Raw genomic sequence first — 14490 nt, forward strand, 5'->3', positions numbered from 1 at the left:
GAGAGGACGACCACCCCGTGACCAGAAACCGCGAGATCCACCTGGCCAGCCGCCCTCAGGGCTGGCCCACCGAGGACACCTTCCGGCTCGTCGAGACCGACGTCCCGACGCCGGGCCCGGGCCAGATCGTGGTCCGCAACCAGTACATGTCGGTCGACCCGTACATGCGCGGACGGATGAACGACGTCAAGTCGTACGTGCCGCCGTTCGCCCTCGACGCGCCGCTCGACGGTGCCTCGATCGGCGAGGTGGTGGCCAGCGAGGCACCGGACGTCGCCGTCGGGACCACCGTCCTGCACGGGCTGGGCTGGCGGGAGTACGCGCTGCTCGACGCCACCGCAGCCCGGCCGGTCGACCCGAGCGTGGCGCCGGTCAGCGCGTACCTCAGCGTGCTGGGCATGACCGGGCTGACCGCGTACGCCGGGCTGTTGGAGGTCGCCGCGATGAAGCCCGGCGAGACGGTCTTCGTCTCCGCCGCGGCCGGCGCGGTCGGCAGCCTGGTCGGCCAGATCGCCAAGCTCAAGGGTGCCGGCCGGGTGGTCGGCAGCGCCGGCTCACCGGCCAAGGTCGAGCGGCTGCGGGCGCTGGGCTTCGACGCCGCGTTCGACTACCACGACGGGCCGGTCCGCGAGTCGCTGCGGGCAGCCGCGCCAAACGGCGTCGACGTCTACTTCGACAACGTCGGCGGCGATCACCTGGAGGCCGCCATCTCGGCCATGAACCTGCACGGCCGGGCCGCGATCTGCGGCATGATCTCGCAGTACAACGAGACCGAGCCGTCGGCCGCGCCGCGCAACCTGGCGTTGGTCATCGGCAAGCGGCTCACCCTGCGCGGCTTCCTGGTCAACGACCACAACGACATGCGGGCGGCGTTCGTCCGCGACGTCGCCGGTTGGCTGCGCGAGGGCACGCTGTCCTACGACGAGACGATCGTGGACGGCATCGAGAACGCTCCGGACGCGTTCATCGGCCTGCTGCGTGGCGACAACCTCGGCAAGATGCTCGTCAAGGTGTGACCCAGGCCTCGTTCACGGCGGTCGACCCGATCGGGTCGACCGCCGTGTCGTTGACGGAGGATAGGCTCGCGGCATGACGGTGGCGGTGCGCGTGATCCCCTGCCTGGACGTGGACGCCGGGCGGGTGGTCAAGGGGGTCAACTTCCTCGACCTTCGCGACGCCGGCGACCCGGTGGAGTTGGCCGCCGCGTACGACCGGGCGGGCGCGGACGAGCTGACCTTCCTCGACGTCACGGCGTCCTCGAGTGACCGGGGCACCATGCTCGACGTGGTGCGCCGCACCGCCGAGTCGGTGTTCATCCCCCTCACCGTCGGTGGCGGGGTCCGGCAGGTCGCCGACGTCGACACACTGTTGCGCGCCGGGGCGGACAAGGTCGGCGTGAACACCGCCGCCATCGCCCGCCCCGAGCTGATCGCCGAGATCGCCGACCGGTTCGGCCGGCAGGTGCTCGTGCTCTCCCTCGACGTGCGTCGGTCGCCCGACGGCGGCACGCCCAGCGGCTTCGAGGTCACCACCCACGGCGGTCGGCGCGGCACCGGAATGGACGCGGTGCGGTGGGCGCAGCGGAGCGCCGAGCTGGGCGCGGGGGAGATCCTGCTCAACTCGATGGACGCCGACGGCACCAAGGCCGGCTTCGATCTGGAGCTGATCGCCGCGGTGCGGGCGGTCGTGGACGTGCCGGTGGTCGCCAGTGGCGGCGCCGGTGAGGTGGCTCACTTCCCGCCCGCGATCGGTGCCGGAGCGGACGCGGTGCTCGCCGCCAGCGTCTTCCACTTCGGTGAGCTGACCGTGGCCGAGGTGAAGGACGCGCTGCGCCGCAGCGGCCACCCGGTGCGCTGAGCCGGTCAGTGCACGCCGGATTGCCCCTCCGGTGACCGCCGGGGCGTCGGGATCGAACGGACTGCGTATTCCTGGACGGCCGCCGCGTGGTCGGCCTCTTCCAGGATCCAGTCCGCGCTGCCGGGTGCGTGCCGGCGGGTCAGCACCCCCTGCACGGTGTCCACCATGGTCGCCACCCCCGCCCGAGGGCGGGTGCGCCAGAGCTGCTCACCCTCGGCGGTGATCCGGAACCAGCCGTCGGCGACGCTCACCAGCCCGGCGCCGACCAGCCGCCGGATCGCGGCCTCCACCTCGTGCCTTTGCGGGATCGTGTGGTTGAGGTGGTCGGCGGTGGAGAGCACGTCGGTCAGGCGGACGCCCTCCGGCCGTCGACTCGTGGCCGACCGGTGGTGCCGTCCGGCTCCGCTCGCGATGACCAGCGACACGAAGATCCAGGCGTCCGTCCAGCGCCAACCGTTCTCCCCCATGCAGAGATGATGACGGCGCGCGTCGCGGAAGGGAACACCCACCCTCCATCCGGCACACCGGACCACCACCGTGTACCGGTTCGCGAACGGTCGGTGAGGTCTCAGCCGGTGGGAGCGGCCGGGGCGGTGCTGCCTGGTCGCGGCACGTCGGCCTCCGCCGGGGGAGTGTCGGCGCCGTCGGACACGGCGCCGTCGGGGACGGTGGCCTCGTGCGCGGTGGCGTCGGACACACTTTCCTCGGGTACGGCGAACGGCGGGATGAAGAGCTGGGCCAACGGACCGATGGCCAGCGCGTACGCGACAGTGCCCAGGCCGACAGTGCCGCCGAGCAGCCAGCCCAGCGCCAGGACGGTGACCTCGATGACGGTGCGCACCAGCCGGACCGACCAGCCCGGCCGGCGGGCCACGAAACCGGTCATCAGCCCGTCACGTGGGCCCGGGCCCAGCCGGGCACCGAGATACATGCCGGTGGCGGCGCCGTTGGCGACGATCCCGGTGACGAGCAGCGCGATCCGGACGCCGAGGGGGCCACCGGCGGGCATTAGAGCCAGTGTGGCGTCCACGACCAGACCGATCACCACGACGTTGCTGATCGTGCCGAGACCCGGCCGCTGTCGCAGCGGGATCCAGAGCAGCAGCACCAGCGCGCCGACGCCGATGGTGACGGTGCCGAACGAGAGCCCGGTCAACTTGGAGAGGCCCTGGTGGAACACGTCCCATGGGTCGAGGCCCAGGTCGGAGCGGACCATCAGGGCCATGCTGACGCCGTAGAGGACGAGCCCGAGGTAGAGCTGGACCAACCGTCGAACCGGCCGGTGCCGCAGATTGCCAAGCAATGCCATGCATGCCACCCTAGGTGCCAATCCACGTCGAGGAAGAAGCCAATATCCGGGGAGTGGCCATGACGGGTCAGGTGCGCGGCGTCCAATTGGCGCGTCTGCTTGGTCAGTGGCACGCCCTGCCGGGCCGCCGACGCAGCCCCGACTACGCCGCGCTGGCCGGCACGGTGCGCGGTCTGCTCGCCGACGGCCGGCTGCCGCTGGGCGTCCGCCTTCCCGCCGAACGGGAGCTGGCCGAGGCGTTGCGGATCAGCCGGACCACTGTCACCGCCGCGTACCGGCAACTGCGCGAGACCGGGCACCTGGCAAGCCGCCGCGGCGCCGGCAGCTGGACGATGCTGCCCGGCAACCACCGGGTGGCCAGCACCGGCCTGTGGACCCCGCTGGACGACCGGGAGATGCTCGACCTCGGTGTCGCCGCGCTGGCGGCCCCACCGCAGCTCCTGACGGCCGCCCGTGCCGCCACCGAGGACCTGCCCCGCTATCTGGGCGGCGCCGGCTACCACCCGACCGGCATCATCGAGCTGCGCGAGGCGGTGGCCGACGCGTACGCCGCCCGGGGCCTGCCCACCTCGGCCGACCAGATCATGGTCACCAGCGGCACTCAGCACGCACTGGACCTCGTGTTGCGACTCGCCCTGGCCCCTGGCGGCAGTGTGCTGGTCGAGTCACCGACCTACCCCAACGCGCTCGCCGCGCTGGCCGGGCGACGGGCCCGGATCACCACCCACGGCCTGGCTGCCGACGGGTGGGAGCCGGACCTGCTGCTGGGCAGCCTCCGGCAGACCCGGCCCAAGCTGGCCTACCTGATTCCGGAGTTCCAGAACCCGACCGGGCACCTGATGCCCGCCTCGCTGCGCGAGCGGGTGGTGGCCGCCGCTCACGCGGTCGGCACCGATCTGGTCATCGACGAGTCCTTCGTGGACCTTCCGCTGGACGGCACCGAGCTGCCGCCCCCGGTCGGCGTCTACGACCGGCACAGCCGGGTCATCAGCATCGGCGGGATGAGCAAGCCCTACTGGGGCGGCCTGCGGATCGGCTGGGTGCGCGCCTCCGCGCCGCAGGTGCAGCGGCTGGCCGCCGTCCGGGTCGGGGTGGACATGGCCAGCCCGGTGCTGGACCAGCTGGTCGCTGTGCACCTGCTCGCCGACGCCGACGCCATCGTGGCCGAGCGCCGGGTCCAGTTGGCCGTCCAGCGCGACGCTCTGCTCGGCGCGCTGGCGCAGCGGTTGCCGGACTGGCGGGTCACAGTTCCCCGGGGTGGCGTGACGCTGTGGGCCGAGTTGGACGGCCCGGTCTCCAGCGCGCTGGCCCGGGCCGCCGAGGAGGTCGGCGTACGGCTGGCTCCCGGCCCCCGGTTCGGCCTGGACGGCACCATGGAGCGGTTCCTGCGGTTGCCGTTCACCCTGCCGGCCGCGGACCTGGTGGAGGCCGTGGGGCGGATCGCGGCGGTGCGTTACGACCTGGACCGCACCGGCCGGCAGCGATGGCGGGAGCCCGCCGTCATCGCCTGAGCCATCGCCGAACCGACCACCGGCCCACGATCGTCGGGCCAGCGCCAGATCTCTCCACGGTATGCGGGAATGTACCTTTCGCCCCATCCTGGCTGCCACAATCTCCTGATGGGCGAGGGCGGGGGGATGCGCGGGGTCCGCCGGAGCGCGCCGGGCTCACGGGCGACCCCGCTCGAACTCTTCTACGACCTGGTCTTCGTCTTCGCGTTCCTGCACGTCACCACGGCCACCGCCGGCAATCCGACCGCCCGGGGCCTGGTGCAGTGCCTGGTGCTGCTGGCCCTGCTCTGGTGGTGCTGGTCCGGGTTCGCCGTGCTGGGCAACCTGATCCGCACCGACCAGGGCATCGTCCCGGCGATCGGCTTCGTCACCATCGCCGCCGCCTTCGTGCTGGCGCTGAGTCTGCCGAAGGCGTTCGTCGACCGGCCCGGTGGGCTGTTCGGTCCGTTGGTCTTCGCGACCTGCTACTTCCTGGTGCGGGTGAGCGAGACGGTGATCTTCCTGTGGATCGGCCGCCGGAACCGCGACGTGCGTCGACGCTGGCGGCTGCTCGTTCTGCCGCTGCTGCTGGCCACGGCCCTCATCGTGGTCGCCGGGCTGCTGCCGCAGCGGCTCTTCGACGGAACAGCCGAGTCGGTGGCCCGCCTGCTGTGCTGGCTCGCGGCCCTCGGCGTGGAGTACGGAGCCGGCCTCACGCTGCGGGGCAGCGGGTGGACGGTGCTCTCGGCCGGGCACTGGGCGGAGCGGCACGGTCAGATCGTCCTGGTCGCCCTCGGCGAGACCATCATCGCGCTCGGACTCAGCCCCAGCGGGATCGCCGTTCTGCCGCTGACCTGGCCGGTGCTGTTCGCCGCGCTCCTCGGCGTCGCGGTGGTCGCCGCGATGTGGTGGGCGTACTTCGACACCCTGGCGCTCGGCATGGAACAGACCCTGCACCGCACCCGCGACCCGGACGCCCGTGCCATCCTGGCCCGGAACGCCTACAGCTACCTGCACCTGCCGGTCATCGCCGGCATCATCCTGTTCGCGCTCGGGCTCAAGGGGCTGATCCACGAGGGCGCCGACCCCAACACACCGAGCTGGGGCATCCCGCTGCCGAGCTTCGACCTGCTGGCGCTCTACGGTGGGGTCGCGCTCTACCTGCTCGCGCTCATCGTGCTCGGCCGGCTGATGCTCGGTGCCCCCCGCTGGCCCACGATCGGCGGGATCCTGCTGCTGGTCGCGCTGGTGCCGGTTGCCGGGTCGCTGCCCGAGCTGATCGCGTTGGGCATGTTGGCCCTGGCCGCAGCGCTGGCCGTGGCCGCACAGACGGTCGTCGACTCGCGGCGCCGGGCCGGGGTCCGGCAGAAGGCGTTCGAGGAGCAGCTCGCCGCGGAGGAGGAACACACGAGGTGGCGGGGCCACCACCTGTGAGAGCCCCGTGCCGGCTCTCTCGCCGACACGGGACCCTCGGTCGGCTCACAGCTCGGCGAGCGTGCCCGCGTACATCTTGTCGATCTGGGCCGCGAAGTTGCTCTCCACACCGCGCCGCTTGATCTTCAACGACGGGGTGATCTCGCCGTCCTCGATCGTCAGGTCGCGCGGCAGGATGGCCACCTTCTTGATCGTCTCCCAGCGGTTGAGCTTCGCGTTGAGCTGGGCGACGTACTCCTCGACCATCGTCTGGGCCTCCGGCGAGGCGACGATCTCGGTGTAGCTGCGCCCCTCCAGCGGACCACCGGCGACCCAGCCCCGGATCGCGTCCGGGTCCAGCGTGACCAGCATCGTGCAGAAGTTGCGGGCCTGACCGACGACGACCGCCTGCGAGGTGTACGGGCAGATCGCCTTGAACATCCCCTCGATGTGCGACGGCGCGATGTACTTGCCGCCCGAGGTCTTGACCAGGTCCTTCTTGCGGTCCGTGATCCGCAGGTAGCCCTGCTCGTCCAGGGTGCCGATGTCTCCGGTGCGGAAGAAGCCGTCCTCGGTGAACGCGGCGGCGGTCTCCTCCGGCAGGTTGTGGTAGCCGCGCATCACCGGCCGGCCACGCACCAGGATCTCCCCGTCGGTGTCGATCCGGCACTCCAGGTCACCCATCGCCCGGCCCACAGTGCCGATCTGGAGCCCGGACGGCGGGTTGACGAAGTTGCCGGCGCTGGTCTCGGTCAGGCCGTAGCCCTCCGAGATCGGCAGGTTCGCCGCGGCGAAGAAGGTGGCGATCTCCGGGCTGAGCGGAGCCGCACCGGACACCAGCACCCGCATCCGGCCGCCGAGGCGGGCCTGGAGCTTGCTGAACACCAGCTTCTCGGCCAGGCCGTAGCGCAGCTTCAGCCCGGCCGGCACCGGCTTGCCGGCCTGCTCCAGTGTCACCTTCTGCTTGCCGACGCCGACGGCCCACGCGAAGATCTTCGCCTTCGCGCCGCCGCCGTCCTGCGCGGTGGTCACCGCCCGGTTGTAGACCTTCTCGAACACCCGGGGAGCGCCGCACATCAGCGTCGGGCGGATCACCGACAGCAGGTCGACCAGCTTCTCCACCCGCCCGTCGACATAGGTGGGCAGGCCGACGTGGATGGCACCGCAGAGCAGCGTCTTGCCGAACGAGTGGGCCAGCGGCAGCCACAGGTACTGCAGGTCGTCGTCGCGCAGCAGCCCGACCTCCGCCTGCGCCACGGCCTCCCAGCACCAGCCGCCGTGCAGCAGCTCGACGCCCTTGGGTCGACCGGTGGTGCCGGAGGTGTAGATCAGGGTGGCCAGGTGGTCCGGGCCGATGCCGGCCACCAGCATGTCGATCAGATCCGGCTCGGCGGCCAGCGTGCGGGTGCCCCGCTCCTCCAGCTCGGCGAGGGTCAACTGGGGGATCGCCGCGGCCTGGTCGGTGTCGCCGTCGAGGAGCACCACGTGGGTCAGCGCGGGCAGATTGGCGCCAGCGATCTTCGCCGCCTGGGCCGGATTTTCCGCGAAGAGCACCTTCGAGCCGGAGTCGGCGATGATGAAGGTCGCGTCCGCCGGCTCGGTGGTCGGGTAGACGGTGGTGGTCGCCCCGCCGGCGCACATGATGCCGAGATCGGCGATCACCCAGTCCAGTCGGGTGTTGGCGAGGATCGCGACCGGGTCCTCCTGGCCGACGCCCAGGCCGTGCAGGCCGGCGGCGACCGCCTTGGCACGCTGGCCGACCTGCTCCCAGGTCAGCCAGACGGGCCCCGAGTCGTCGGGGGCGGGGGAGGCGAACGCGTTCCGGTCGGGGGTGGCCGCCACGCGCTTGAGGAACATGTCCGGGATGGAACGGTACGGTACATCGAGAGCCATCGCTGGAGCCGCCTTCGGGGGTGGTGGCGTGACCGTCGTCACGTCATGATGGTTACCGAAGAGTATTGCGTGGCACCGTGCATCGGCTAGCCCTGGTGATCGTCCGGCCGGCCCAACCCACCAACCGGTCCGGCGGAATCAGGCGTATCGGGCAGCCACGACTGACCAGTCGTAGGTGGCCCGGACCCAGTTGCGCCGGGTGGCCGCCGCGTGGGTCATCTCGTCGTTCCCACTGGACAGCAGCGCCTCCTCCGCTTCCAGGTATGCCGCCAGGCTCTGATTGAACCGGTTCGCCACGGTCCGCAGCGCTGTCGCCTCGTCCCCGGCGGCGCCCTGGGCGATCACCGTGACCAGGTTGTGCGCCTCCGGATCAGCCTGGCTCTCCTTGCCGTAGGAGAAGAGGTCGTTGCACCAGCAGACCAGGTCCACCGCCAGCAGATCCAGTGCGAGCAGCGCCGGGTTGGCGCGCTGGATCGCGCCGAGGGGCCGCGCCGATGCCAGGTCGGTCAGGGTGAGGCAGGGGTGCACGCCGCCGATGTGCCGGCGCAGTTGGACGTACTCCGCCACCTTCGGCACGCGCCGACGCTCCCGGTTGGTCGCCTCCCAGAGCAGTGCCAGCAGGTACTCCCGCATCTGGCTGACGAACCGCAGCAGCAGCGCCGCATGGTCGTCGTGCAGCCGGGTCCGGCGGCACAGGTCGTGCAACGCGTCACCCAGGGGCCCGACGGCGGGCGGCGGGACGTCCGGGTTGCCGTACCGGTCCAGCACGTCGAGCAGGGTGCTGATGGCCGGTCCCAGCCGGACCGGGTCGGCGCCGAGGCCGTCCTCGTCGCAGGCGTCGTCCATCACGAAGAGCCAGCTGATCAGGTCGGTGAGCAGTCGCAACCCGTCCACCGAACCCGCCGGGCAGGCGCGGCCGGCCAGGCCGGCGGCGTCGGCCCGTTGCAGCCGACGAACCCGCTGGCTGGAATCGATCAGCCCGAAGGTCTGCGCCCACTCGATGCTCTCGTCCGCCACCCGTTCGGTGGCCTCGTGGCGACCTACGGGAAACGGGGGCTCCCGCAGCGCCGAAATCGCGAAACTTCGCACAGTCCGCCCCCACTCGTTGCCGCTCGGCGAAGAGTGACGCGGTAAAGCGTACGTGAGGAGGTATCAGCCTTCGTCGCTGGGTGTGGGGCATTCCACAGTGGACCTGTGACCGTTTCCAGACATAGCGTCACATTCCCAGGCTGGCGGTCCGAAGGCGTCGGATGGCCTCCGGTGGACCGTCCAGTTGGACCCGGGCCACCCGTTGCCGACCGGAAAGGAACAAGACCAGTTCGGCCGGGGCGCCGACCACCCGGAGCGGCTCGCCGCCCCGGCCGACGGAGAGTTCGCCGTGGCCGGGCGCCTGCACGTAGAGGTCCGCCGGAAAACGGCGAAGCGTCAACCGGGCCATCGGGGAGGCACGCTTCCACAGCGCAGCCTGGAAGCCGACCGGCAGGTCCCGCGGCTGCCACCCGGAGCCGGCCCGCCGCACGTCCTCGTGATGGATGAAGAACTCCATCATGTTGGCCAGCTCGTCGGTCACCCGGTTGCTGACCGGGCTCCAGAACGGCGGGTTGCGCACCTGGTCGACCAGGTCCGGGTAGGGCTGTGCGGCGAGTCGGAGACGGACCCGCTCGGCGTAGCCGCGCAGCGGCGGCAGCATGATGCCCCCGGCCGCGTCCGGGCGGCGTTCCCGCAGCACCAGGTGCGCGGCGAGGTCACGGGTCGCCCACCCCTCGTTGATCGTCGGGGCGTCCGGCCCGAGGGCCAGGAAGAGATCGGCCAGCGCATCGCGCTCGGCTCGGGCGTACCGCGGCATGGCCTGATCGTAGGCCCGGTGGCCCGTTGGCGCGCGGCTACCGTCCGCCGGTTCGATGTCCGGGGTTCGCCCCCGTCCGGTACGTGATGGTCGACATATCCCGTCGGGGTCGGCGGTGCTGGCCTGGACCGGTAAGGATGAGGGAGATAATTGCGGCTTACGGCGGGGGAGAGTGTGGCGAGCAGGACAAGTCGGGACGTGCTCAGCCGAGGGCTGGGGGTCCTGCGGCAGGCGATCCGCGAGCAGCCACGGATCTTCACCGTCGCGGTCGTGGGCAGCGTGCTCTTCGGCGGGATGATCATCGTCAGCGCGCGGGTCGTCGGGTCGGTCATCGGCGAGGTGGCGCTTCCGGCGATCGAACGCGGCGAGGTGGGCGCGGGCACCCTGGCGCTGGCGGCGGCCGCGTTGTTCGGGATCAGCGTGCTGCGGGTGGCGGGCATCTTCGGCCGTCGGCTCGGTGCCGGCTACATGCAGTACCGCCTCCAGGCCTCCTACCGCCGCCGGGTCACCCGCCGGTACCTGGAGCTGCCGCTGTCCTGGCACCACCGCAACTCCACCGGCACCCTGCTGTCCAACGCCAACTCCGACGTGGAGGCGGCCTGGTACCCGATCGCGCCGCTGCCCTTCGCCGTCGGCACGCTGGTGATGCTGGTCGGCGCGATCGTGTCGCTCTTCGCCACCGACTGGGCGCTCGCCCTGGTCGGCCTGGCGGTCTTCCCCGCGCTGTTCGCGCTCAACGTCGTCTACTCCCGCCGGATGGCGCCCCGGCAGGCTCGGGCGCAGCGGCTGCGCGCCGAGGTCAGCGGCATCGCCCACGAGAGCTTCGACGGCGCTCTGGTGGTCAAGACGATGGGCCGCGAGGCCCAGGAGACCGCCCGGTTCGCGGGCCGCGCCGGTGAGCTGCGCGATTCGTTGATCGCGGTCGGTCGGCTTCGCGGCATCTTCGACCCGCTGTTGGAGACCCTGCCCAGTCTCGGCACCCTGGCCGTGCTGGTGGTCGGGGCGTTCCGGCTGCGCCAGGGCGCGATCAGCGTGACCGAGCTGGTCAGCGTGGCCTTCCTCTTCACCGTGCTGGCCTTCCCGGTGCGGGCCATCGGTTGGGTCCTGGCCGAGCTGCCGCGCAGCGTCGCCGGCTGGGACCGGGTCCGCCGGGTGCTCGACGCCACCGGCGAGATGCCGTACGGGCAGCGCGTGCTCGACGCGGCCGGCGCCGGCCCGGCCACCCTCACCTTCAGTGACGTGCACTTCTCCTACCCACCGGCCGAGGCGCACCAGACCGGGGCGCAGGTCCTCGGTGAGGTCGGCTTCACCGTGCCGGCCGGTCGGACGGTGGCCCTGGTCGGGCCGACCGGCGCCGGTAAGTCCACCATCGCCTCGCTGGCGGTGCGCCTCGTCGACCCGGACTCCGGCACCGTCAGCCTGGACGGGGTGGACGTGCGCGAGCTGACCGCCGCGTCGCTGGCCGGCACTGTGGCGCTGGTCGCGCAGGTGCCGTTCGTCTTCGACGACACGGTTCGCGCCAACATCGCCCTCGACCGGCAGGGCATCGACGACGAGGCCGTCTGGGCGGCGCTTCGGCTCGCCGAGGCGGACGGGTTCGTCGCCGCGCTCCCCGACGGCCTGGACACCATGGTCGGTGAGCGGGGCACCTCGCTCTCCGGCGGGCAGCGGCAGCGGCTCACCCTGGCCCGCGCGTTGGCCGGCCGGCCGCGCCTGCTGGTGCTCGACGACGCGACCAGCGCGGTGGACCCCCGCGTGGAGGCGGCCATCCTGGCCGGGCTGCGGTCGTCGACGGCCGAGCCGGGGGTGCCGGTCGCGTCGATCCTGGTGGTGGCATACCGGCGGGCCACCATCGCGCTCGCCGACGAGGTCATCTATGTGGAGCAGGGGCGGGTGATTGCCCGGGGCACCCACACCGAGCTGCTGGCCACCGTGCCCGGCTACGTCGACCTCGTCACCGCCTACGAGCAGGCCGAGGTCGACCGTGCGCAGGAAAGTTCGTACGGCGACGATGTCGCGCCGCTGCCCTCGGGCCTGGAAATCGAGGTGGACCGGTGAGCACGATGGGCATGGGTGACAAGCGGGAGGAGACGACCTGGCAGACACTGCGCCGGGGTCTGGCGCTGTCGCCGGAGCTGCGGACCGGTCTGGCCGGCACGTTGGCCCTGGCGTTGGTCTACATGGTCGGTCGGGTGGCCGTGCCGGTCGCCGTGCAGCAGGGCATCGACCGCGGCCTCGTCGGTGGTCTGAACCTCGACGTGGTCTGGACGGTGGTGGCGATCACCACGGCGATCCTGGTGATCACGACGGCCTGCGGTTATCTGATGATGCGCCGGCTGTTCACGGTCAGCGAGACGGCGTTGGCCAACGTGCGGACGCGGGCGTTCCGGCACGTGCACGACCTGTCGATGTTGCACCAGCAGTCGGAGCGGCGCGGCTCGCTGGTCTCGCGGGTGACCAGCGACGTCGACCAGATCACCCAGTTCCTCCAGTGGGGCGGGGTGATCCTGCTGGTCAACCTCGGTCAGCTGGTGGTCACCACCGCCGTCATGCTGGCGTACTCCTGGCAGTTGACCCTGGTGGTGCTGGCCGCGTTCCTGCCGGCCGTGTTCGTCATCCGGCAGTTGCAGCAGCGCCTGGGTTCGGCGTACGCGACGGTGCGGCAGCGCACCGGCACGCTGCTCGGCGCGATCGGCGAGAGCGTGGTGGGTGCGCCGGTGATCCGGGCGTACGGCATCGCGGGGCGCACCGAGCGGCGGCTGGACGAGGCCATCGACGGGCAGCGGCTGGCGCAGCAGCGGGCGATCCGGATCAGCATCGTGGGCAGCTCGGTCGGTGAGTTGGCCGCGGGGCTGGCGCTGGCCGGCGTGGTGGTGCTGGGGGTGACGCTGGGCGTGGACGGCACGCTGTCGATCGGCCAGCTGACCGCGTTCCTGTTCCTGGTGACGCTCTTCATCCAGCCGGTGCAGATCGCCACCGAGGTGCTCAACGAGGCGCAGAACGCGATCGCGGGCTGGCGTCGGGTGCTGGACGTGCTGGACGTCGCCCCGGACGTGGCTGACCCGGGGGAGCAGGGACGGGACCTGCCGAGCGGGCCGTTGGACATCCGGTTCGCGGGGGTGCGGTTCGCGTACCCGGGCGGTCCGCCGGTGTTGCACGACATCGACCTGGAGATTCCGGCGAAGAGCCGGGTGGCGGTGGTCGGCGAGACCGGCAGTGGCAAGACGACCTTCGCGAAGCTGCTGACCCGTCTGATGGACCCGTCGGCGGGGGCGGTGCTGCTGTCCGGGGTGCCGTTGGCGGACGTCCGGTTCGACTCGCTGCGCTCCCGGGTGGTGATGGTGCCGCAGGACGGGTTCCTCTTCGACGCGACGGTGGGGGACAACGTCCGGTTCGCCCGGCCGGAGCTGACCGACGAGCAGTTGAGCGCCGCCTTCACCGAGCTGGGTCTGTCGGACTGGTTGGATGGCCTGCCGGCGGGGCTGGACACTCCGGTCGGCGAGCGCGGCGAGGCGCTCAGCGTCGGTGAGCGGCAGCTTGTCGCGTTGGCCCGCGCGTACGTGGCGGATCCGGACCTGCTGGTGCTGGACGAAGCGACCAGCGCGGTGGACCCGGCGACCGAGGTGCGGTTGCAACGCACCCTGGACGCGGTCACCAGGGGCCGGACGACCCTCGCGATCGCCCACCGGCTCTCCACGGCGCAGGCGGCCGACGAGGTGATCGTGGTGGACCGGGGTCGGGTGGTGCAGCGGGGTCCGCACGACGAGCTGGTCCGCGACGCGGACTCGGTCTACGGCCTGCTCTACGCGTCCTGGCTGGAGCAGACCCGGTGACGCGATGCGCCGGTGTGGTGGACGTCGAAGGTCAGGTGCTCTAGGCTCCGGCTTAGGTAAGCCTAACCTTCGAAGGAGGTCGCGCCCATGCGGCCCAACCCCGCCGAGATCGTTCGTACCCTCGTCGCCGGGCGCCTGCCCGGTCTCGTGCACCTGGCCCACCGGCCCGGCCCGCACCACGCCCGGCACGTGACCGACCCGGACGGGCGGGTGCTGCTGCTGGTGCCGGTGGCCAGCCACCTGGCCGCCGCGCTGCAACCGGTGGCCGGGGGCAGCGACGTGGCGGTGGTGCTCGACGTGCTCGACCTGCCGCCCGCCGCCGGTGCGCCCGGTCTGGGTCGCGCCTGGGTCTCCGGGTGGGCTGCCGAGCTGCACGGCGACGAGGCCCGCCACGCGGCTGTCGACTTCGCCGCGGTGGAGCCGACCGGCGACCTGCTCGACCTGGGCACGCGGTTCCGACTGTTCCGCTTCGAGGTGGTCGAGGTCCGCTGGGAGCGGGCCGGCGCCGTGCACCGGGTCGACCCGGTGGAGTACGCCGAGGCCGAGCCGGACCCGGTGCACCCGGTCGAGGCGCGTCTGCTGGCCGACCTCGCGGAGTGCGACGGCGCGCAGGTCACCGAGTATCTGCGCCGGCAGCTCGGGTTGACCGAGCAGACCCCGGACGGGCCACCCCGGGTGGTGCGCATCGATCGTTACGGGCTGGTGGTCGCCCTCGGTCGACCGGGCGCGCGGCGTCGGATCCGGCTGGCCTTCCCGGATCCGCTGGCCGACGCCGACGAACTGGGCTGGTTGCTCCCGACGTTGCGCCGCCCGGCCGAGGCCCATCCGCCGTACTGAGCCCGGTAGGCA

12 protein-coding genes are annotated in these 14490 nt (G+C 71.9%); 7 read left to right on the forward strand and 5 right to left on the reverse strand.

Annotated features, from left to right (window positions below):
• The first annotated feature begins 17 nt into the window (after positions 1 to 17).
• Together KBX46_RS22025 and hisF are read left to right on the forward strand one after the other, a co-directional pair.
• The gene (locus KBX46_RS22025) at positions 18 to 1016 is read left to right on the forward strand and encodes an NADP-dependent oxidoreductase (RefSeq protein ID WP_210793889.1); all 999 of its coding nucleotides are present in this window, start codon (positions 18 to 20) and stop codon (positions 1014 to 1016) included.
• 73 nt (positions 1017 to 1089) lie between these two features.
• A complete protein-coding gene (hisF, locus tag KBX46_RS22030; protein WP_210793890.1) occupies positions 1090 to 1857 on the forward strand; it encodes an imidazole glycerol phosphate synthase subunit HisF in 768 nt (255 codons plus the stop codon).
• Between the two features lie 5 nt (positions 1858 to 1862).
• On the opposite strand, the gene KBX46_RS22035 is transcribed toward hisF, so the two are convergent.
• A complete protein-coding gene (locus KBX46_RS22035; protein WP_210793891.1) occupies positions 1863 to 2324 on the reverse strand; it encodes a hypothetical protein in 462 nt (153 codons plus the stop codon).
• 101 nt (positions 2325 to 2425) lie between these two features.
• Positions 2426 to 3166 carry a YitT family protein gene (locus KBX46_RS22040; RefSeq protein ID WP_247667948.1) on the reverse strand — a complete coding sequence of 247 codons (741 nt, stop codon included), beginning with the start codon at positions 3164 to 3166 and terminating at the stop codon, positions 2426 to 2428.
• A 59-nt stretch (positions 3167 to 3225) separates the two neighbouring features.
• Between KBX46_RS22040 and KBX46_RS22045 the strand changes: the two genes are divergently transcribed.
• Both KBX46_RS22045 and KBX46_RS22050 read left to right on the forward strand, forming a co-directional pair.
• Positions 3226 to 4677, forward strand: coding sequence for a PLP-dependent aminotransferase family protein (locus KBX46_RS22045; RefSeq protein ID WP_099855988.1), 1452 nt, complete (start codon positions 3226 to 3228; stop codon positions 4675 to 4677).
• Positions 4678 to 4785: 108 nt separating this feature from the next.
• Positions 4786 to 6090: a low temperature requirement protein A gene (locus tag KBX46_RS22050; RefSeq protein WP_210793892.1), complete on the forward strand. Its 1305-nt coding sequence runs from the start codon at positions 4786 to 4788 to the stop codon at positions 6088 to 6090.
• A 45-nt stretch (positions 6091 to 6135) separates the two neighbouring features.
• Here the strand turns inward: KBX46_RS22050 and KBX46_RS22055 are convergent, their stop codons facing one another.
• From KBX46_RS22055 to KBX46_RS22065, 3 genes are all read right to left on the reverse strand, one after another.
• Positions 6136 to 7962 (reverse strand): long-chain fatty acid--CoA ligase, encoded by a 1827-nt coding sequence (locus KBX46_RS22055; RefSeq protein ID WP_210793893.1) that lies wholly within the window; start codon positions 7960 to 7962, stop codon positions 6136 to 6138.
• 138 nt (positions 7963 to 8100) lie between these two features.
• Positions 8101 to 9051: a terpene synthase gene (locus tag KBX46_RS22060; protein ID WP_210793894.1), complete on the reverse strand. Its 951-nt coding sequence runs from the start codon at positions 9049 to 9051 to the stop codon at positions 8101 to 8103.
• Between the two features lie 127 nt (positions 9052 to 9178).
• Positions 9179 to 9808, reverse strand: coding sequence for a TIGR03085 family metal-binding protein (locus KBX46_RS22065; protein WP_099857801.1), 630 nt, complete (start codon positions 9806 to 9808; stop codon positions 9179 to 9181).
• A gap of 174 nt (positions 9809 to 9982) precedes the next feature.
• On the opposite strand from KBX46_RS22065, the gene KBX46_RS22070 reads away from it, so the two are divergent.
• The 3 genes from KBX46_RS22070 (at position 9983) to KBX46_RS22080 (ending at position 14478) form a co-directional block, all read left to right on the forward strand.
• A complete protein-coding gene (locus KBX46_RS22070) occupies positions 9983 to 11866 on the forward strand; it encodes an ABC transporter ATP-binding protein (protein ID WP_210793895.1) in 1884 nt (627 codons plus the stop codon).
• Positions 11867 to 11871: 5 nt separating this feature from the next.
• Complete coding sequence (locus tag KBX46_RS22075) at positions 11872 to 13641, forward strand: ABC transporter ATP-binding protein (protein WP_210793950.1); 1770 nt, start codon at positions 11872 to 11874, stop codon at positions 13639 to 13641.
• A gap of 87 nt (positions 13642 to 13728) precedes the next feature.
• Positions 13729 to 14478 carry a DUF2470 domain-containing protein gene (locus KBX46_RS22080; protein ID WP_088949343.1) on the forward strand — a complete coding sequence of 250 codons (750 nt, stop codon included), beginning with the start codon at positions 13729 to 13731 and terminating at the stop codon, positions 14476 to 14478.
• The last annotated feature ends 12 nt before the right edge of the window (positions 14479 to 14490 follow it).

Origin of the sequence: Micromonospora sp. C81, from assembly GCF_018070425.1 — a bacterium.
Lineage (GTDB): Bacteria > Actinomycetota > Actinomycetes > Mycobacteriales > Micromonosporaceae > Micromonospora > Micromonospora zamorensis.